The organism is Mesorhizobium sp. M2C.T.Ca.TU.002.02.1.1 (assembly GCF_003997225.1).
In genome coordinates this window covers 1-20,291 of the sequence record NZ_RZTO01000017.1, presented here as the reverse complement: position 1 = coordinate 20,291, position 20,291 = coordinate 1, and the positions used below count along the sequence as shown (strand labels likewise).

General features: G+C 64.9%; 17 protein-coding genes. 8 read left to right on the top strand and 9 right to left on the bottom strand.

Annotated features, from left to right (window positions below; genetic code table 11):
- Window positions 1-22: 22 nt before the first annotated feature.
- The 3 genes from EOD07_RS02010 to EOD07_RS02000 form a co-directional block, all read right to left on the bottom strand.
- A complete protein-coding gene (locus tag EOD07_RS02010) occupies window positions 23-1,177 on the bottom strand; it encodes an ABC transporter substrate-binding protein (RefSeq protein ID WP_040986087.1) in 1,155 nt (384 codons plus the stop codon).
- 187 nt (window positions 1,178-1,364) lie between these two features.
- The gene (locus tag EOD07_RS02005; RefSeq protein WP_041001423.1) at window positions 1,365-2,276 is read right to left on the bottom strand and encodes a LysR substrate-binding domain-containing protein; all 912 of its coding nucleotides are present in this window, start codon (window positions 2,274-2,276) and stop codon (window positions 1,365-1,367) included.
- A gap of 73 nt (window positions 2,277-2,349) precedes the next feature.
- A complete protein-coding gene (locus EOD07_RS02000) occupies window positions 2,350-2,949 on the bottom strand; it encodes a methyltransferase domain-containing protein (protein WP_127233741.1) in 600 nt (199 codons plus the stop codon).
- Window positions 2,950-3,164: 215 nt separating this feature from the next.
- Between EOD07_RS02000 and EOD07_RS01995 the strand changes: the two genes are divergently transcribed.
- The 4 genes from EOD07_RS01995 to EOD07_RS01980 all read left to right on the top strand — a co-directional run bounded on the left by EOD07_RS01995 (window position 3,165) and on the right by EOD07_RS01980 (window position 6,593).
- On the top strand, window positions 3,165-3,839 hold the full coding sequence (locus tag EOD07_RS01995) for a response regulator transcription factor (RefSeq protein ID WP_041008202.1): 675 nt from the start codon (window positions 3,165-3,167) through the stop codon (window positions 3,837-3,839).
- Window positions 3,836-5,188, top strand: a complete 1,353-nt coding sequence (locus EOD07_RS01990; protein WP_127233740.1) for a HAMP domain-containing sensor histidine kinase — start codon at window positions 3,836-3,838, stop codon at window positions 5,186-5,188. The genes EOD07_RS01995 and EOD07_RS01990 overlap by 4 nt, the downstream gene beginning before the upstream one ends.
- Window positions 5,189-5,257: 69 nt before the next feature.
- Window positions 5,258-5,707, top strand: a complete 450-nt coding sequence (locus EOD07_RS01985; protein WP_071069713.1) for an Rrf2 family transcriptional regulator — start codon at window positions 5,258-5,260, stop codon at window positions 5,705-5,707.
- Window positions 5,697-6,593 carry an NAD(P)/FAD-dependent oxidoreductase gene (locus EOD07_RS01980; RefSeq protein WP_127233739.1) on the top strand — a complete coding sequence of 299 codons (897 nt, stop codon included), beginning with the start codon at window positions 5,697-5,699 and terminating at the stop codon, window positions 6,591-6,593. The genes EOD07_RS01985 and EOD07_RS01980 overlap by 11 nt, the downstream gene beginning before the upstream one ends.
- Before the next feature lie 20 nt (window positions 6,594-6,613).
- On the opposite strand, the gene EOD07_RS01975 is transcribed toward EOD07_RS01980, so the two are convergent.
- Window positions 6,614-7,378: a DeoR/GlpR family DNA-binding transcription regulator gene (locus EOD07_RS01975; protein ID WP_127233738.1), complete on the bottom strand. Its 765-nt coding sequence runs from the start codon at window positions 7,376-7,378 to the stop codon at window positions 6,614-6,616.
- Window positions 7,379-7,764: 386 nt separating this feature from the next.
- Between EOD07_RS01975 and EOD07_RS01970 the strand changes: the two genes are divergently transcribed.
- The gene (locus tag EOD07_RS01970; protein ID WP_127233737.1) at window positions 7,765-8,649 is read left to right on the top strand and encodes a phosphotransferase family protein; all 885 of its coding nucleotides are present in this window, start codon (window positions 7,765-7,767) and stop codon (window positions 8,647-8,649) included.
- Entirely contained in the window at window positions 8,646-11,099 is a 2,454-nt protein-coding gene (locus EOD07_RS01965; RefSeq protein WP_127233736.1) for an FAD-dependent oxidoreductase, read from the top strand. The genes EOD07_RS01970 and EOD07_RS01965 overlap by 4 nt, the downstream gene beginning before the upstream one ends.
- A 15-nt stretch (window positions 11,100-11,114) precedes the next feature.
- On the opposite strand, the gene EOD07_RS01960 is transcribed toward EOD07_RS01965, so the two are convergent.
- On the bottom strand, window positions 11,115-11,747 hold the full coding sequence (locus EOD07_RS01960; RefSeq protein WP_127233735.1) for a class I SAM-dependent methyltransferase: 633 nt from the start codon (window positions 11,745-11,747) through the stop codon (window positions 11,115-11,117).
- Between the two features lie 102 nt (window positions 11,748-11,849).
- Here EOD07_RS01960 and EOD07_RS01955 point away from each other — a divergent pair, with 102 nt between their 5' ends.
- Window positions 11,850-12,749: a phosphotransferase family protein gene (locus EOD07_RS01955; protein ID WP_127233734.1), complete on the top strand. Its 900-nt coding sequence runs from the start codon at window positions 11,850-11,852 to the stop codon at window positions 12,747-12,749.
- Between the two features lie 9 nt (window positions 12,750-12,758).
- Here EOD07_RS01955 and EOD07_RS01950 read toward each other — a convergent pair whose 3' ends face one another.
- From EOD07_RS01950 to EOD07_RS01940, 3 genes are all read right to left on the bottom strand, one after another.
- Window positions 12,759-13,232 carry a DUF805 domain-containing protein gene (locus EOD07_RS01950; RefSeq protein ID WP_073989496.1) on the bottom strand — a complete coding sequence of 158 codons (474 nt, stop codon included), beginning with the start codon at window positions 13,230-13,232 and terminating at the stop codon, window positions 12,759-12,761.
- A gap of 499 nt (window positions 13,233-13,731) precedes the next feature.
- A complete protein-coding gene (locus EOD07_RS01945; RefSeq protein WP_127233733.1) occupies window positions 13,732-14,655 on the bottom strand; it encodes a DMT family transporter in 924 nt (307 codons plus the stop codon).
- A gap of 328 nt (window positions 14,656-14,983) precedes the next feature.
- Entirely contained in the window at window positions 14,984-16,264 is a 1,281-nt protein-coding gene (locus EOD07_RS01940; RefSeq protein ID WP_127233732.1) for an amidohydrolase family protein, read from the bottom strand.
- 177 nt (window positions 16,265-16,441) lie between these two features.
- Between EOD07_RS01940 and EOD07_RS01935 the strand changes: the two genes are divergently transcribed.
- Window positions 16,442-18,196, top strand: a complete 1,755-nt coding sequence (locus EOD07_RS01935) for an ABC transporter ATP-binding protein (RefSeq protein ID WP_127233731.1) — start codon at window positions 16,442-16,444, stop codon at window positions 18,194-18,196.
- Window positions 18,197-18,568: 372 nt separating this feature from the next.
- Here EOD07_RS01935 and ilvD read toward each other — a convergent pair.
- On the bottom strand, window positions 18,569-20,291 hold a 1,723-nt coding region (gene ilvD, locus EOD07_RS01930; protein WP_127233730.1), incomplete at its 5' end, for a dihydroxy-acid dehydratase.

The following is a 20,291-nucleotide window of genomic DNA, read 5'->3' as shown; positions in this document are numbered from 1 at the left end:
CACAAGGGGAGGGTAAAGAGCGTCACCGCCCGCCGATGACGCCGATGTAATCCGACACCCAGCGGTAGTAGGGCACGCACTGGTCGTTCTGGCTGGCGCATTTCGACACCGGCGTCTTCCAGAACTTGATCTTGTCGAAATTCTCGTAGCCGTTGGTCTTGCAGCCTTCGTCGGTCAAAAGCTCGTTGCCCTTGCAGGCGGCGGGCACGACGGGCAGCGAGCCGAACCAGGCCGAGACGTCGCCCTGGACCTTCGGCGACAACGAGTGCTCGAGCCACATATAGGCGCAGTTCGGATGAGCGGCGTCGGCTTCCATCATGGTGGTGTCGGCCCAACCGGTGACGCCTTCCTCCGGCACGGTCGAGGCGACCGGCTTCTTGGCGGCGACCAGCGTGTTGACCTGATAGGGCCAGGAGCCGGAAGCGACCACGCCTTCGTTCTGGAAGTCGTCGACCTGGATCGCGGCATCATGCCAGTAGCGGCCGACCAGCGTTCGTTGGGTGCGCAGGAGATCGAGCGCCGCCTTGTACTGGTCTTCGTTCAGCTCGTAGGGATCCTTGATGCCGAGTTCCGGCTTGTGGAACATCAGGTAATTGGCGGCATCCGCGATGTGGATCGGACCGTCATAGGCCTGGACGCGGCCCTTGTTCGACTTGCCGTCGGGCAGCTTCATTTCCTCGAAGACGACGTTCCAGCTCTTGGGCGCTTCCTTGAAGACGTCGGTGTTGTACATCAGGATGTTCGGGCCCCACTGGTAGGGTACGCCGTAGTGCACCTTGTCGACGGTGAACCAGGGCGCGTCCTTCAGGCGGTCGTCGACGGTCTTCCAGCTCGGGATCAGATCGGTGTTGATCGGCTGCACGCGCTTGCCGGCGACGAGGCGCAGCGATGCATCGCCCGAAGCGGTGACGAGGTCGAAACCGCCCTCGTTCATCAGCGAGACCATCTCGTCCGACGTGTTGGCGGTCTTGACGTTGACCTTGCAGCCGCTTTCCTTCTCGAAAGCCGTCACCCAGTCATAGTTCTTATCGGTCTCGCCGCGCTCGATGTAGCCCGGCCAGGCAACGATGTTGACCTGCCCTTCGCCCTTGCCGAGTTCCTTGACCTGGGCCATGGCCTGACCGGAAAAAGTCAGCGCGACAGTCAGCGCCGTGCACGACTTCAGGAATGCATTCATCATCGATCTCCCATTGCTAGGGGCAGCGCTCTCAGGGCGCGGCTTTGTTCCCTGGGCGAAAGGTGCTGTGAAAAATCCGGTTTCGCAAATTCATTTATCAGAAAGCCGATATCGGTTTTTCCGATAGTGATATTGGACGCAATTCCGAACGGAAAACCGCTTCACACTTTTCCTGGAATTGCTCTGATCAAAGCCGCTGCCGCGCCATGCGCTGCGACTGCGCTAGGCCGATAAAGTCGCGCGCGGCCTGCGGCAGGCCGGAGCCGCGGCGCCAGACCGTGCCGACCTGCACCACCGGCAGCGAGCCGGAAACATCGCGCGATTCGATGCGGTCGCCTTCCAGCGACCAGGGCCGGTAGACGAGGTCGGGCAAAAGCGCCACGCCGGCGCCCGTGGCGACAAGGCTGCGCACCGCTTCCACCGATCGCGTGCGGAAGGCGACATGGGGTCTCGCGCCGATCGCCGACAGCAATTTGCCGGTGTTTTCCTCGATCTCGTCGACGGTGAGCATGATCAGCGGCTCGGACGCGATGTCGCCGATCGAGATGATGTCGGCGCTGGCGAGCCTGTGGCTGAGCGGGACCCAGAGGCGGTAGGCCGAGACCTCCAGGATTTCCGACTGCAGCGCCGTGCGGTCCCGCAGGTTGGACGTCACCATGACGGCGATGTCGAGCTTGCCGCCGACCAGAAGGTGCTCGAGATAGTCGCCATTGTCTTCGATCGCCGAGACCTCGACGCCGGGGTAGGCGCGGCGGTAGCGGGCGAGCAGATCGGACAGGACGTAGCCGGCGACCAGCGAAGTGACGCCGAGCTGCAGGCGGCCGCCGGCGGCCGCCTGCTCGCTGGAGAAGGAACGGCGTGCATCGGAGACATCGGCCAGGATCTTGGTCGCGTGGCGCAGGAACTGGTGGCCCTTGTGGGTGATGTTCAAGCCGCGCGGATGGCGCTCGAAGAGCTCGACGCCGAGGTCACTCTCCAATTCCTTGATCGCCTCGGTGACCGAGGACTGGGAAATCGACAAGTTCTGCGCTGCGCCCGAGACGGTGCCCTGCTCGGCGACGGCGACAAAGAACTGCAATTGGCGGATGGTGAAGGCCATGGCCGGACTAAACACCGGCGCGCGCGCGAAAGAAAGCCGGCGCAGCCCCGTTGTTTATGCCGGTGAAGATCGCTCATGCGAAACGCCAGTCATAGGTGTCGAGACCCTTGATCCTGGAGACGCGATAGACCGTCGCCGGCGGGAAGTTGCGCAAGGTGCCGCCGATCCGGACCGCCTCGAGATCGAGCCTGTCGAGGACGGCCTGGTCGAAGGGGCAGCGGCGGCCATAAGTGAACTGATAGAGAGCCGCGCCTGGCCGCAGACTGGCAAAGACGCCTTCCAGGATCGAGGATGATTTGCGCGGCGATATCAGCCGAAAGGGCAATCCGCTGACCACCGCGCCGACGACAGGGCCATCGAACAGCGGCAGATGGCGCAGGCCGACCGCGTCCATCTCGACAATGCGCGCCGAAGGGAAGCGGCGCGCGAGCAGAGCGGCAAAATCCGGATCGGACTCGACCAGCGTCAGGTCGTTTTCGCGCACGCCGCGCTGCAGCAGAGCGCGGGTGAAAGGACCGGTGCCCGGCCCGAGCTCCAGCACCGGACCCGTGTCGGGGCCGATCTCGCGCGTCATCAGCGCCGCCAGGCTCGGGCTGGAGGGCGTGACCGAGCCCATACGGAAGGGCGCCAGCGTCCAGGCCTTCAGGAAGGACAAAGCGTCATTTGCAGGCATGTTGACCTCATTGCTTACGCGGGCGATTCGAGTTGCCCGGCATGGACGAGGCGCTGTTTGGAGGTCGCGGATTGCATGGACATTGCGAACGGCGTGGCTTCGCGAAAGAAAAGGTTCGCCGCCGGCGGCAAGAACTGGCGCCATGTTTACGCAATCTTGACGCGATAGTCGGCCAGGCAAGAATTATCGAGAGATAGGACTGCAAGAGGTCTTCAATGCGTATCCTGCTGGTCGAGGACGAGCCGGAAATGGTTTCGGCGCTGCGGGCGGCGCTGAGGCGGCACGACATGGTGGTCGACCATGCCGGCTCGCTGCTGGAAGCGGAAGGATTCGTCGCCGTCGACGGCTATGACGCGATCCTGCTCGACCGGCAATTGCCGGACGGCGACGGGCTGACGCTGGTGCCGAAGCTTCGCGCCGCCAGAAACACGACGCCGGTGCTGATGCTGACGGCCCGGGGCGACACCGCCGACAAGGTCGACGGGCTCGACATGGGCGCCGACGACTATCTGGCCAAGCCTTTCGCCTTCGAGGAGTTGCTGGCCCGGCTGAGGGCATTGCTGAGGCGCCCGGCGGCGATCGAGACGCAAACGATCCGCGCCGGCCATCTTTCGCTCGATGTCGGCCACCGCGAGGCCTCGATCCGCGGCGAGCCGCTCGCCTTGCCGCGCCGCGAACTGCTGGTGCTGGAAGCGCTGATGCGGCGAACGGGGCGCATGGTGCAGCGCGAGGCCCTGATGGAGGCCGTGTTCGGGCTGGACGACGAGATCCAGTCCAACGCGCTCGACACCCATGTCTCGCGGCTGCGCCGCAAGCTCAGCGAAGCCGATGGCGGGGTCGTCATCAACGGCATACGCGGTGTCGGCTACCTGCTGCGCGAGACCACATGAACCTTCGCCGGCCGCGTTCGCTGAAATGGAGCCTGGTGCTGCGCATCGCCATCCTGCAATGCGTGATGCTGACGCTCATCATCGCCGGCATCATCGGCGCAATGCTCGCCACCGGCATCATTCCGCACGATTATGAGGACGGCACGATGGACGTGCTGGCGGATGCGGTGGTCCGCGACGCCAACGGGGCGCTGGCGCTGAAGGAAAATTCCGATCTGACCAAGTTGCGGTCGGATGTCCCGGACCTCTGGTTCATCATCCGCGACAAGGACGGGCACCGGCTTCAAGAAGGCACCGTGCCAGTTGCCTACCAGCCGTTCGTCGGATTGCTGGACAACATCAGCGATGCCCGCATCGACCTTGCCATCGGCGAAGCGGCGCCGCCGGGAGGCAAGATCCGCTGGACCGACACGGCGGCCGGCAATATCCAGATCATGAGCGGCACCAAGGGCGAGCTTTCGTTGCTGCGCGTTCTTGGGCAGGCGCCGGAACTCTTCCTGCAAGGGATTTTGCCGCTGGCCGGGCTGATGGCGCTGGCGACGCTGTTCGCGACGCCCTGGGTGGTGCGCGGCGCGCTTTCCGGCCTCGGCAACGCGGCGCGCGCGGCGGAGCAGATCGAGATAGACAAGCGCGGCGTGCAACTGCCGCTGGACGGCGTGCCGAAGGAAGTGACGCCGCTGGTCGATGCGGTCAACGCCGCCCTATCGCGCCTCGATGCCGGTTATGCGCGGCACAAGCGCTTCCTGACCGACGCCGCGCATGAGCTCAGAACGCCGGTCGCCATCCTCAACACGCGGCTCGCGGCGCTGCCGGCGACACCCGAGCGCGCCAGGCTCCTGCAGGACGCAGCGCGGCTGTCGACACTCGCCGACCAGTTGCTCGACCTGCAGCGGCTCGATCGCCAGGCCGAGCATTTCGGGCCGGTCGACCTCGTCCTTCTTGCCCGAAACGTCGTGGTCGACCTAGCGCCGTTGGCCTTCGCCGTCGGCTACGAGATGGCGTTCGAGCCGGCTAAGGAAAAGCTCTTCGTGCGCGGCGACCGCACGGCGATCGAGCGCGCCGTGACCAATCTCATCCAGAACGCGATCGACCATGGCGGCAAGGCCGGTCGCATCACCATCAGCGTCCGCCCGCCCGCGGTGATCGAGGTGCAGGACGAAGGCGACGGCGTGCCGGCATCCGAACGCGAGCGGATATTCGAGCCCTTCTACCGCCTGCACCCGCGGGATCATGGCGCCGGCCTCGGCCTCAACCTTGTCCGCGACCTGATGCAACTGCATGGCGGCAAGGTCGAGGTGCTCGACGGCAAGCAGGGCGGAGCCTGCTTCCGGATGATTTTCCCGAGCTGATGCACAGGCTTGCCGCCGCAGCAGTCCGGCCGGTTTGACATCGGCACGATTCGTAACTAACTAAGTTACATGAAACGCAATAGCCGACTGTCCTCGACCCTGCACATTCTCGTCCATATGGCCGAGGCGCCTGACCGGGCGCTGACGTCCGAAGAGCTTGCCGGCTTCATCCACACCAATCCGGTGGTGGTGCGCCGCACCATCGCCGGGCTGCGGGAGGCGGGCATCGTCACTTCGTCGCGCGGCCATGGCGGCGGCTGGCAGCTCGGCCGCGCGCCGGACAGGATTTCGCTGGCCGAGATCAGCGCCGCGCTTGGCGAGACGCTGTTGCCGTTCAGCACCGAACCGGAAAGCCCCGGATGCCTGGTCGAGCAGGCGGTGATCGCCGTGCTCGACGATTTCCGCCTGGAGGCGGAAAGGCTGCTCGCCGAGCGGCTCAGCCATATCACGCTGGCCGACCTGACGGCCGATTTCCGCCGCCGTTATGACCTGATTGGAGTATCCAGCCATGCATTATGATGTCATCGTCGTGGGCGGCAGCTTTGCCGGGCTGTCCGCCGCCATGTATGCGGCGCGGGGCCGACGCAAGGTGCTGGTGATCGACGCCGGCCAGCCGCGAAATCGCTTTGCCGAGCACTCGCATGGCTTCTTCGGCCAGGACGGACGGGCGCCGGCGGACATACTGGGCGAGGCCAGGGCACAGCTGCTTGCCTATCCGGCTGTCACGATGATCGAGGGTCGCGCCAAGCGGGCCGCCATCGCCGGCACCGGCTTCGAGGTCGAGATGGACAATGGCGAGGGTTTCGGCGCGACGCGGCTGGTGCTCGCCACCGGCGTTCGGGACATCCTGCCGGACGTCCCCGGACTTGCCGGGCAGTGGGGCAAGACGGTGCTGCATTGCCCCTATTGCCACGGTTACGAGGTGGCCGGCGGGCCGCTCGGCGTGCTGGCCACCGGACCGATGTCGCTGCACCAGGCCGAGCTGATCTCCGACTGGGGCGACGTCACGCTGTTCGCCGACGGCTTGTTCGAGCCGGACGCGGACCAGGCGCGGGTCTTGGAGAAGCGCAACATCCGCTTCGAGCCGGAGAAGGTGAGCGAGGTGCGGGACGACGGCTCCGACGGCCTGGTCGTCAGGTTCGATGGAAACCGCAGCGCAAGCGTGCGGGCGCTGTTCACCGCGCCGCGCAACGAAATGGCAAGCCCGCTGGCCGAGCAGCTGGGCTGCGTCTTCAACGAAGGCCCGCTTGGCCGGGCGATCGTCGTGGACGACAAGCAGCAGACATCGGTGCCCGGCGTGTTCGCGGCCGGAGACGCGGCGCGGATGATGCACAACATCGCCTTCGCGGTGTCCGGTGGCGCGATGGCCGGAGTTGCGGCACATCAGTCGCTGGTGTTCGGTTAGCCTTATTTCCTTGGCTGACGTCAGGCCGCCGCAATGGTCAGGCGCGCCCCGGCATGGGTCAGCGCGGCGGCGATGTCGGGCGGCGGCGGCTGGTCGGTGGCGAGCTCGGAAAAGCCGTCGAAGCCGCAGACCCTGACCAGCCCCTGACGGCCGAACTTGGTATGGTCGGTGACGACCAGCGAGCGCTGGCCACGCGACAGCACCATGCGGGCGAACTCCGCCTCCTCCAGCTCGTAGTCGGTCAGGCCGGCGGCGGCATCGACCGCGCCGATCGAGATCACCGCATGATCGACCGAAAAGCGGCTGACGAACTCGATCGCCGAAATGCCGAAAGCAGCACCCGAATCGCTGTGCAGCTCGCCTCCCGCCATATAGACCTTGTTGCCGTTCACCGTCGCCAGCGTGCGGGCAATGTCGGAGGAATTGGTGACCACCGTCAGCCGGCGATGGCCGAGCAGCTCGCGCGCCAGGAAGGATGTGGTCGTGCCGGTATCGAGCATGATCGCCTCGCCATCGCGGATCGTGGCCGCGACCATCCTGGCGATCAGCCGCTTGGCTTCGGCATTCTCGCGCATGCGCCGCTCGAACGGCGCCTCGCCCATGATCGAGGCAAGGCCCACGGCGCCATGCATCTTCAGCACCGACCCGTCGTCGGCGAGCGGCTTGACGTCGCGCCGCACCGTTTCCAGCGAGACGCCGAGACGTTCGGCAAGGCTGGCTATGGTGATCGTGCCCTCCTCGTTGAGGAGGCGCAGGATTTCGCCATGCCGTTTCGAATGGATCATATGGATGTCCGGAAATTTTGACCGAATTTAAGGTTTTGGCAACGCTTTGAAAGGAGTCGCTTATATTTTCGGGCAAAACACCCAAAAAAGGTCACAGCTTTTGATTGACAGCTCTGCCACGCCGGCATGACACTGACCTCGTGACAGGTTCGGAACTGCCACGGGAGGGTGATGGCAGAGCCGCAGCCTAGTGACCAGATCGCCTGGAACCAGCCGGGCGCGAGCTTTTATCGAATCCGCGGGGGCGGATGCCGGGATACCATGCCTGGCCAAGGGGCTCGTCGGTGCGGTGCGGGATACCGATCCTGGCGTCTCGCACCGACGAGGCTTTTTTGTTTTGTCCCATCGTCGTTTTCCGCGGGACCGGCTGAGGCCGGAGCGAAGCCGTGAGTGCCGAAGACCGCATCCGCGCCCTGCCGTGCTGGAACGGCAGCATCGAGATCGAGCCGCTGCCGGGTGGCCTCAGCAACGCCAATTTTGTCGTCACCGATGCGGCCGGGCGGCATGTCGTGCGCTTCGGCCAGGACTTCCCGTTCCACCACGTCTTCCGCGAGCGCGAGGTGATGACGGCACGGGCGGCGCATGCGGCGGGATTCGCGCCGGCCGTGCACTATGCCGAGCCCGGCATCCTGGTGACGGAATTCCTCGGCGCCAAGACCTTCCTCGCCGAAGACGTGCGGGCTGATCTCGACCGTGTCGCCGGGCTGCTGCGCGCGTTCCATCGCGAGATGCCGAACCACGTCTCCGGCGCCGGCTTCATGTTCTGGGTGTTCCACGTCATCCGCGACTATGCGCGCACACTGGACGAAGGCGGCAGCCGCAAGAAGGGTGAGCTGCCGCGCTACCTGTCTTTGGCCGACGAGCTCGAGCGGGCGCAGAAGCTGTTGCCGATCGTCTTCGGCCACAACGATCTTTTGCCGGCCAATATCCTCGACGACGGCAAGCGGCTGTGGCTGATCGATTTCGAATATGCCGGCTTCAACACGGCGATGTTCGATCTTGCCGGCGCCGCCTCCAATGCCGGCCTGAGCGATGACGAATCCTTCGCCTTCCTGACCGCCTATTTCATGAAGGAGCCGGACAGCGAAATCCGCCGCTCGCACGCCGCCATGCAATGCGCCTCGCTGCTGCGCGAGGCGATGTGGAGCATGGTCTCCGAGCTTTATCTCGACGCGCCCGGCATCGACTATGTCGCCTATACCGAGGAAAACCTCGTGCGGCTCGACGCAGCGCTGGAGAACTACCGGACGAAATACGGGACCAAGCCATGACTTTGCCCAGCCATGCCGAAATCGTCGTCATCGGCGGCGGCATCATCGGCTGCTCCACCGCCTATCATCTGGCGCGCGACCACCAGGCCGACGTCGTGCTGCTCGAGCAGGGCAAGCTGACCTCTGGTTCGACCTGGCATGCCGCCGGCCTTGTCGGGCAGTTGCGCTCCTCGGCCTCGATCACGCGCGTGCTCAAATATTCGGTCGAGCTCTACAAGGGCCTCGAGGCCGAGACCGGCCTGGCGACCGGCTGGAAGATGACCGGGTGCCTGCGGCTGGCAACCAACGCCGACCGCTGGACCGAGTTCAAGCGGCTGGCGACCACGGCCAAAAGCTTCGGCATGGACATGCAGCTTCTGTCGCCGGCGGAAGTGAAGCGCATGTGGCCGCTGATGGAGACCGGCGACCTGGTCGGCGCCTCGTGGCTGCCGACCGACGGCCAGGCAAGCCCCTCCGACATCGCCCAGTCGCTCGCCAAGGGCGCGCGCATGCATGGCGCGAAACTGTTCGAGGACGTGCGCGTCACCGGCTTCACGATGAAGGACGGCCGCATCACCGCGGTGAAGACCTCAAAAGGCGACATCGCCTGCGACAAGGTGGTGAACTGCGCCGGGCAGTGGGCAAGGCAGGTCGGCGCGATGGCCGGCATCAACGTGCCGCTGCAGCCGGTCAAGCACCAGTACATCGTCACCGAGAGGATCGAAGGGCTCGCCAACGACGCACCGACGATCCGCGACCCCGACCGCCGCACCTATTTCAAGGAAGAGGTCGGCGGGCTGGTGATGGGCGGCTATGAGCCCAACCCGCAGGCCTGGGCAACCGGGCTTCCCGGCGGCGACGTTCCCAACGACTGGGAATTCCGCCTGTTCGACGACGACTACGATCATTTCGAACAGCATATGAGCCAGGCGATCGCGCGTGTTCCGGCCCTACAGACCGCCGGCGTCAAGCAGATGATCAACGGCCCTGAAAGCTTCACGCCGGACGGCAATTTCATCCTCGGCGTCGCACCGGAATGTTCCAATATGTTCGTCGGCGCCGGCTTCAATGCCTTCGGCATCGCCTCGGGCGGCGGCGCCGGCTGGGTGCTGGCGCAGTGGGTGGTCGACGGCGAGGCGCCGCTCGACCTGTGGGTGGTCGACATCAGGCGCTTCTCCAGCCTGCATCGCGACCGAGACTGGGTCCGCGACCGCACGCTTGAGGCCTATGGCAAGCACTACACCATCGGCTTCCCGCATGAGGAATATCTCTCCGGCCGGCCGCGCATCGTCTCGCCGCTCTATGAGCGGCTGAAGACGCATCGCGCCGTGTTCGGCTCCAAGCTGGGTTGGGAACGGCCGAACTGGTTCGCGCCGGATGGCGCAGCCGCCGAGGACGTCTATTCGATGGGCCGGCAGAACTGGTTCGGCCCGGTCGGTGACGAACACCGTCATGTGCGCGAGAAGGTCGGCATCTTCGACCAGTCCTCCTTCGCCAAATACGAGCTGACCGGTGCCGACGCTCTGAAGGCGCTCGACTGGATCTGCGCCAACGATGTCAACAAGCCGGCCGGACGGCTGACCTACACGCAGTTGCTCAACACGCGCGGCGGCATCGAGGCAGACCTCACCGTGTCGCGGCTCGGCGAGGACCGGTTCTACATCGTCACCGGCACCGGCTTCCGCACGCATGACCTGTCCTGGATCAGCGACCATATCGGCGCCGGCCTCGACGCCAGGCTGAAGGATGTCACGGAAGAGTACGGCACGCTGTCGCTGATGGGGCCGCGCGCCCGCGACGTGCTGGCGGCGGTGACGGATGCCGACATCTCGAACGCCGCCTTCCCCTTCGGCCATGCGCGCGAGATCGAAATTGCCGGCCATAGCGTGAAGGCGCTGCGCGTCACCTATGTCGGCGAGCTCGGCTGGGAGCTGCATGTGCCGATCGCCGCAACCGGCGAGGTTTTCGACGCGCTGATGGCGGCCGGCAAGCCGCATGGGATTCGCCCGGTCGGCTACCGGGCGCTGGAGTCGCTCAGGCTGGAAAAGGGCTATCGCGCCTGGGGCTCCGACATCACGCCGAACGACACGCCGCTGGAAGCGGGGCTCGGCTGGGCGGTGAAGCTTCGCAAGAACACCGACTTCGTCGGACGTAAGGCGCTGGAAAAAGCGGCCGGCAAGGCGCCGACAAAGCGCTTTGCCGGCTTCACGGTGGACGACCCGGAGGTCGTGCTGGTCGGGCGCGAGACGATCCTGCGCAATGGTGAGCCGGTCGGCTACCTTACCAGCGGCGGCTACGGCTATACGGTGGAGAAGAACATTGGCTACGGCTATGTGCGCGATGCCGACGGCGTCAGCGACGACTTCCTCGCCTCCGGCGACTACGAGCTGGTGGTCGCGATGGAACGCACGCCGGCCAAGATCCATCTCGAGGCGCTGTACGACCCGGCCGGCGCGAAGATAAAGGCCTGATCCGCGCAGCGCGGGTCAGCTGACGCGCAGCGCCAGACAACGGCTTGGCACGGTGTCGCCCTCGCCGGGCATCGAGGCATAAGGTCGCGTTTCCTCGAGGCGGCTTATCGCGCCGCGCGCTTCCAGCTCGGCGATCCGCTCCGCGAAACCGGCATCCCACAGCGTGTTCTTCACAGTCAGCACGATGACGCCGCCCGGCCGGCAGATGCGGATCAACTCGTCCAGGCCCTCGACCCCGACATGGCCCGAGGTGAAGACGCCCGCAGAGATGATGCCGGCATAGGCGCCGTCGGCGAAGGGCAGAACATCGCCCATCGCCAGGCGGTGCAGCGCCGTGTAGACGCCCTTGGCACCGGCCTTGTCCAGCATGCCTTGCGAGATGTCGAGCGCCTCGATCCTCGGATAGCCGGTGATGGCGAGCCACTCGCCGATCAGGCCGGTGCCGGCGCCGGCGTCGAGCAAGGGTTCGGCGCCGCGCGGCAGGTGGCGGGCCAGCAGCGCCAGGCAGATCGTCGGATGGCGATAGCCGGCGGCCGACATGTCGGCATCGTAGGTCTCGGCCCAACCGTCATAGACCGCGGCGACCTCGTCCGGCCGGGTCGCGGCATAGGCCGCGCTTAGTGAGCCGTTGTGCTTGCCGTCCGTCATCGTCGCCCCTCGAAGCCGATTCATGTGCAATGGATCATAGCCAAGCCGCTAAAACTGTGGAACCGTCCGAGCCAGAACAATGGCGTGAACGGGGGACACGACATGACGGACGAGCTGCGCGCGGCGCTGGCGGCCATACCGGCGCTGGCGGGCTATGACGGACCGCTGGAGCGTTTGGGCGGCCTGACCAACAGGGTCTACAGGGCCGGCGAAGCGTGCCTGCGCATTCCCGGCAGGGGTACCGAGGAATATATCAACCGCGCCAACGAGGCAGTAGCGGCGCGCGAGGCGGCCAAAGCCGGCGTCAGCCCCGAGGTGCTCTATTTTGATCCCTCGTCCGGCCTGATGGCGACGCGCTTCATCGCCGGCGCGGAGACGATGTCGCCGGAGAAATTCAAGACGCGGCCGGGCAGCCCCGCGCGGGCAGGCCAGGCCTTCCGCGAGCTGCATTCATCGGGCGCCGCCTTTCCCTTCCGCTTCGAGCTGTTTGCCATGATCGACGACTATCTCAAGGTCCTGTCGACAAAGGATGTCGCACTGCCTTCGGGCTATCACGACGTGGTGCGCGAGGCGGACAGCGTGCGGGACGCGCTCGCCGCCCATCCGATCCCGCTTGCCGCCTGCCATTGCGATCCGCTGTGCGAGAACTTCCTCGATACGGGCGATCGCATGTGGATCGTCGACTGGGAATATTCCGGCATGAACGATCCGCTGTGGGACCTGGGCGACCTCTCGGTCGAGGGCAGGTTCGACGCGGGCCAGGACGAGGAATTGATGCGCGCTTATTTCGGTGGCGAGGCGCGGCCGGCCGAGCGCGGCCGCGTCGTCATCTACAAGGCGATGTGCGATCTTTTATGGACGCTGTGGGGGCTGATCCAGCTCGCCAACGACAATCCCGCCGACGACTTCCGCGCCTATGCAGACGGCCGTTTCGCCCGCTGCAAGGCGCTGATGGAGAGAACTGAATTCTCACGCCACCTGGCGGCAGTGCGCCTGGGCTAGAGCGGCGCTCTACCTGAAAACCCTCTGGATCTCGTTCAACGACCCTGTTTCGTCGGACTTTCTGCAATACCAGACGAGCAGTGCGATGGTGCCGATGGGGAACAATCCCGCAAGCAGCTGATGCCAGCCGCTTCTGTTGATGTCGTGCAGCCGGCGCGCGGTCATGGCAAGTGTCGGCAGAAGGACGGCAAGATTCCAAAGCGACGAGACGGCTTCGTTTCCCACAAAGATATCGACTATACCCATAAGAACGGCAACGATGATAATGAAGAGGTAGGAATACCAGAATTCCGAGCGACTGGCCCTGCCGGAAAAGTTCACGTAATTTCGGAAAAAGCTTGCAATCGCTTCACCGAAGTTCATCGAAGGCGGCGTGTCCCCGAAACGATTGACGCCGGCTGGCGGCGCCCTCAAGACAAACAGCAATGGCAAGCCGATAATGATCAGAACTATAAGCCAATGCCATATCGAGAAACTGCCCATGATTTCCCCCCAAATAGCGCAAGTCTCTAGGCTATAGATATCCTGCCGGCCCCGCCGGAATCAATCACAGATTGCATCCGGATGGCGATTTGCACCGCAAAAAACTTTCGTGAAGTTGCCCTAGTTCCTCAACACAGTGATTTTGAATTGCAAGCTTGTCGGGCAAGGCTATCAACGTCCGTTTGGGGTAGTCAGCGCAGACGCGGGCGATGAGCCGAAGGCTCCCGAACCTCGTCATTCCAGGGCGGAGCAAGGAGCGAAGCGACGCGCGCAGACCCTGGAATCCATGCCGTTACCTGGACCGAAGCGTGCAACGGTGCAGAATTCCGGACCGCCGCGGCGCTCCCAAGTCACGGCATGGATCCTCGGGTCTGCGCGCGTCGCTTCGCTCCTTGCTCCGCCCGTGGATGACGACCCGATAGGCGTCTCGGCCAATCGCCAAAGCATGGATCTGCCAACGCACGCATAGCCGACCGGTCAAAATTTCTGTGCTAAGAAGCTAGTTCACGCCCTTGGGCACGTTCTCGGGCGGCACCTCGGTTTCCACCACCTTCTGGCGGTGGAAGATGAACATGCCGGCAAGCACGACGATGGCAGCGCCGACAAGGATGCGCGGGCTGGGCACATCGCCGAAGAAGACCAGGCCGAAGACCACTGCCCACAGAAGCAGGCTGTAATGCAGCGGCGCCAGCGTCGAGGCCGGCGCCAGCTTCAGCGCCCTCGTGATCATCAGATGCGCGGCGCAAGAGACGACGCCGAGCAACAGCATGGCGCCGAAATCGAGCGCCGAGGGCGTGCGCCAGGCGCCGATGGTAAGCACGCCGCCGACGACCAGCGTGCTGATCGTCTGCCAGGTGACCAAGGTCGTGTCGCTGGTGCCGCGCAGGAGGCGGCCGAGGATGATGGCGAAGCCGAAGGCGATGCTGCCCACCAGCGCGAAGCCGGAGGACATGGAGAAAGCCGCGGAGGACGGTTTCAGGATGATCAGCACGCCGCAGAAGCCGACCAGGATCGCCAGCCAACGGCGCCAGCCGACCTTTTCGCCAAGCAAAAGGTGCGACAGCGCCGCGACATAGATCGGCCCGGCCATGTAGAAGCTCATCACGTCGGCCAGCGGCAGGTAGACGACCGCGGCGTAGAAGAGCCCGGTGTCGGTGGTGGTGGCCACGACGCGCAGGAACTGCAAAAGCGGCCGGTCCATGTGGAACAGCTTGCCGGTGCCCTGGTTGGCGATCATCGGGCCGAGCACGATGAAGGCGCCGATCGAGCGGATCAGCACCACTTGTCCGACCGAGAAGGAAGCGACCAGCCATTTGCCCATCGCGTCGTTCAGCGCGAACATGAAGTCGCCGGCCAGCATCAACAGGATGCCGGCGAGCAACATGTTCCTGATCGTGAAATTGCGGGCGATGGTCTGGGCCATGCCGCTCCCTAGCCGCAAGCGGCCGGTTTGACGAGGGAAATCCATAAGACCAGCGCCGGACGCCGGAACTTCGTCATCCACGGGCGAAGCGGACGCGTAGACCCGAGGATCCATTCCGTGACATCGCGCGAAGAGTGAAGGCGGCACAAGACAAAGGTCGGTTCCGCACCGCAGCGACGCTTGGAGGGTAACGGCATGGATCTATGGTCTGCGCCGCGTCGCTTCGCTCCTTGCTCCGCCATAGAATGACGAAGTCAGGAGCGTTCCGGCCAACCGCGAACCGGTGGTGATGCTTTGCTCCAAACCAAGCAGATCGATGTGCAGAGACCTACGCCGTCTTATGCCGCCTGTTCACCTGCGCCGGACGCCCCGTGATCGACAGCCTGGTCTCCTGCTTCGTCCGCTCGGCCACCACCTTGCCCCTGGCGATGACGCAGAGGCGTTCGGGACGCAGGCGCACGGCCTCGATCGGATTGCCGGCATCGAGCACGACGAGGCTGGCGCGCTTGCCGACGGCGAGGCCGAGATGATCGAGCCCCATGATGGCGGCGTTGACGTTGGTGACCATGTCGAAGCAGCGCGCCATGTCGGCCGGGCTCGACATCTGTGCCACATGCAGGCCCATGAAAGCGACGTCGAGCATGTCGGCGGTGCCCAGCGAATACCAGGGGTCGAGCACGCAATCCTGGCCCCAGCCGACGCGGATGCCGAGCGCCAGCATCTCCTTCACCCGAGTCAGGCCGCGCCGCTTCGGGAAGGTGTCGTGGCGCCCTTGCAGCATGATGTTGATCAGCGGGTTGGGGATTGCCGAGACGCCGGCCTCGGCGATCAGCGGCAGGAGCTTAGAGACGTAATAATTGTCCATCGAATGCATGGAGGTGAGGTGCGAGCCGGCCACCCTGCCCTGCAGGCCGAGGCGCTGCGTCTCATAGGCCAGTTGCTCGATGTGGCGCGACAGCGGATCGTCGGTCTCGTCGCAATGCATGTCGACCATCAGGCCGCGTTTGGCCGCGATCTCGCAAAGCTCGGTGACCGAGCGCGTGCCGTCGGCCATGGTGCGCTCGAAATGCGGGATGCCGCCGACGATGTCGACGCCCATGTCGAGCGCACGAATGGTGTTTTCACGCGCGGTCGGCGAGCGGTAGAGGCCGTCCTGCGGAAACGCGACCAGCTGCAGGTCGATATAGGGCGCGACGGCCTTCTTCACATCGAGCAGCGCTTCCACCGCGAGCAGCCGGTCGTCGCAGACATCGACATGGCTGCGGATAGCGAGCAGGCCCATCGAGACGGCCCAGTCGCAATAGGCGAGCGCGCGCTCGCGCACGGCTTCATGCGTTAGCAGCGGCTTCAACTCGCCCCAGAGCGCGATGCCTTCAAGCAACGTTCCGGAAGCGTTGATGCGCGGGATGCCGTAGGAGAGCGTGGCGTCCATATGGAAATGCGGATCGACGAAGGGCGGCGAGACGAGATTGCCGCGCGCGTCGATCTCGGTCGGCGCGGAGCCCGGCAGTTTCTGCTCGACCGCCCGGATGGTCTCGCCGGCAATGCCGATATCGGCAATCCTGCCGTCCGGCAGCGTGCCGCCGCGCACGATGAGGTCGAAATCCATCCGTCGTCATCCTTTCCCAAGAATCGGCATTCATCGTGACCGAAAAGACAGCCAGGCGCAGCCTTTTCTTTCGCCTTCAGCCGAAAGGTTCCATCGCGCCGCAACTCGCTCTATAAGCCGCCACTCGCCCTCGTGGCGAATCCGAAATTCTTTGCAAGCCAGACACAGGATCGGCCGTTGTTTCGCTTCTTCCGCTCGACGGAAAACCAACGCCTCATTGCCAGGCTGGTGAGGGAATCCTTCCACGAGCATAAATTCGGCTATGGCGCGGCCATCCTGTCGATGCTGGTGGTGGCCGCCATGACCGGCGCCAGCGCCTGGATCCTGCGCGAGATCACCAACGAATTCGTCGTCTTCAAGCGGCTCGACCGCGTCAACCTGATCGCGGCGGGGGTCGCCGGGATCTTCCTGCTCAAGGGTTTTGCCAGCTTCGTCCAGGCCTATTTCATGAGCCGCGTCGGCAACGCCATCATCGCCGACCGCCAGCGCAAGATCTACGATCGCATCCTCGCGCAAGGCATCGAGTTCTATCATTCGACCTCATCTGCCGACCTGATCGCCCGCATGACCAACAACGCGCAGGCCGCGCGCAGCGTGCTCGATCTCGTCGTCACCTCTTATGTCCGCGACCTGGTGACGTTGATCGTGCTGGTCGGGGTCATGGTCTGGCAACAGCCGGCGCTGTCGCTGATCTGCTTTGTCGTCGGGCCTGTGGCGATCTATGGCGTCAACCGCATCCTCAAACGCGTGCGCAAGATCGCGGCGATGGAATTCGTCTCGCTCGGCCAGATCGTGCATGTGATGCAGGAGACGGCGATCGGCGTGCGCGTCGTCAAATCCTTCAATCTCGAAGCCGCGATGCGCAAGCGCATGCACAAGGCGGTGTCGGACGTCGAAACCCGCGCCAACAACATCGCGACGCTGGAAGCCGCGACAAGCCCGGTCATGGAAACGCTGGCGGGGTTGGCGATCGCCGGCGCCGTGCTGGTCAGCGGCCTGCTGGTGCTGCAGGGTGGCCAGATGCCGGGCAACATCATGGCCTTCATCGCGGCGCTGCTGCTGGCCTATGAGCCGGCTAAGCGCCTGGCACGCGTGCGCATCTCGCTGGAGACGGGCATCGTCGGCGTGCGCATGATGTTCCAGCTCGCCGACCGACCGCTGACGCTCGCCGAAAAGCCCAACGCCACGCCGCTGCGGGCCGGCCCAGGCGAAATCCGCTTCGACAATGTGAGCTTCGCCTATCCGGAAAGCCCGCCGGTGTTCGAAGGGTTCGACCTGACGCTCGCGGCCGGCAAGATGACGGCGCTGGTCGGGCCGTCGGGCAGCGGCAAGTCGACGATCCTGAACCTGATCATGCGCATGTACGACCCGCAGACCGGCAGGGTGATGTTCGACGGCCAGGACATCTCGTTCGCGACGCTGGATTCGCTCAGGCAGAAGATCGCCTATGTCAGCCAGGACACGTTCCTGTTTGCCGGCACCATCATGCACAACATCCGGCTCGGCCGCGAGGGCGCGACCGACGAGGAGGTGGTCGCCGCCGCCAAGGCCGCCAACGCGCATGAGTTCATCAGCGCGATGGCCAAGGGCTACGACACGGAGGTCGGCGAAAACGGCTCGCTGCTCTCCGGCGGCCAGCGCCAGCGCATCTCGATCGCGCGCGCCATGCTGCGCAACGCCGAGATCCTGCTGCTCGACGAGGCGACCAGCGCGCTCGACGCCGAGTCGGAAGCGCTGTTCCGCGACGCGCTGCAGCAGCTCACCGCCGGGCGCACGACGATCGTCATCGCACACCGGCTCTCGACCGTGCATCAGGCCGACACGATCGTGGTGCTGGAAAAGGGCAAGGTGCTGGAAAGCGGCCCGCACAAGACCCTGCTCAGGCAGGGCGGGCTCTATCAGAAGCTTTATGAGTATCAGCTGATGCCGTAGCGCGGCGCTCCCCTTCTCCCGCAGCTACACTACGCACAAATCTTCTGTTACTGGCGTGACTGATCGGCCGAAGGCTTGATTGCCAGGTGGTTCCCCCAATCCGTCGCTGCTTCGCAGCGTCACCTTTCCCCCCTCCGGAGGGAAAGGAAGGGAGCTTCTCTGGACGATCGTTGAGGGCAAAGAGCCTGGCGCCTTTCCTCTACCCCGTCGATCGGGGGAGAGGTGGCTCGGCGAAGCCGAGACGGAGTGAGGGTCGACCAGCGCTACATTGGACAATGCGCCAAGCCGCCATGCACGCTTTCGCCAAAGACCAGCCGTTTGGAAATGTGTGCATGCCGTAGTCTCCCGCGAAGGGGAGAAGGGAGAACCCCGCTATTCCGGCACTTTCCTGACAGCGCCCTTGTCCGCGCTGGTGGCGAAGGCGGCGTAGGCGCGCAGCGCGGTCGTCACCTTGCGCTTGCGCTTCTCGGCCGGCTTCCAGGCGTCGGCGCCCTTGGCGTTCATCGCCGCCCGGCGCGCCTCGAGCTCGGCATCGCTGATGGCGAGGCGGATGGTGCGGTTGGGGATGTCGATCTCGATCGTGTCGCCTTCCTGCACGAGGCCGATCGCGCCGCCCTCGGCGGCTTCCGGCGAGACATGGCCGATCGACAGGCCGGACGTGCCGCCGGAGAAGCGGCCGTCGGTGATCAGCGCGCAGGCTTTGCCAAGGCCCTTCGACTTCAGGTAGCTGGTCGGGTAGAGCATCTCCTGCATGCCCGGGCCGCCGCGCGGTCCCTCATAGCGGATGACGACGATGTCGCCGGCCTTGATCTCGTTGCCGAGGATCGCCTTGACGGATGCATCCTGGCTTTCGAAGACGCGGGCCGGGCCGGTGAATTTCAGGATCGATTCATCGACGCCGGCAGTCTTCACGATGCAGCCGTCGAGCGCCAGATTGCCCTTCAGCACGGCAAGGCCGCCATCCTTGGAGAACGGCGTCTTGGCCGAGCGGATGACGCCTTTTTCGCGGTCAAGGTCGAGCTCGTCCCAGCGGCGGTCCTGGCTGAAGGCGACCTGGGTCGGCACGCCGCCTGGGGCGGCGCGGAAGAACTCGCGAACATTCTCGGCCGAGGTGCGGGCGATATCCCAATGGTCGAGCGCTTCGCCGAGCGTAGCAGTATGCACGGTCGGCAGGTCGCGGTTGATCAGCCCGGCCTGGTCGAGCTGGCCGAGGATCGCCATGATGCCGCCGGCGCGGTGGACGTCCTCCATGTGGACGTCGGACTTGGCCGGCGCCACCTTGCACAGCACCGGCACCTTGCGCGACAGCCGGTCGATGTCCTCCATGGTGAAGTCGACCTCGCCCTCATGCGCGGCGGCAAGGATATGCAGCACCGTGTTGGTCGAGCCGCCCATGGCGATGTCGAGCGCCATGGCGTTCTCGAAAGCGCCCTTGGAGGCGATGCTGCGCGGCAGTGCGCTTTCGTCGTCCTGCTCGTAATAGCGCTGGGCGAGGTCGACGGCGAGGTGGCCGGCCTCGACGAACAGGCGCTTGCGATCGGCATGGGTGGCCAAGGTCGAGCCGTTGCCCGGCAGTGACAGGCCGAGCGCCTCCGTCAGGCAGTTCATCGAATTGGCGGTGAACATGCCCGAGCACGAACCGCAGGTCGGACAGGCCGAGCGCTCGATGACCTTGACGTCCGCGTCGGAGATCTTGTCGTCGGCGGCGGCGACCATGGCGTCGACAAGGTCGAGCGCCTGCGCCTTGCCGGCCAGCACCACCTTGCCGGCCTCCATCGGGCCGCCGGAGACGAAGACGGTCGGGATGTTGAGGCGGAGCGACGCCATCAGCATGCCGGGGGTGATCTTGTCGCAATTGGAGATGCAGACCATGGCGTCGGCGCAATGCGCATTGACCATGTATTCGACGGAATCGGCGATCAGCTCGCGCGACGGCAGCGAATAGAGCATGCCGTCATGGCCCATGGCGATGCCATCATCGACCGCGATGGTGTTGAATTCCTTGGCGACGCCGCCGGCCTTCTCGATCTCGCGCGCGACAAGCTGGCCGAGGTCCTTCAGATGCACATGGCCCGGCACGAACTGGGTGAAGGAG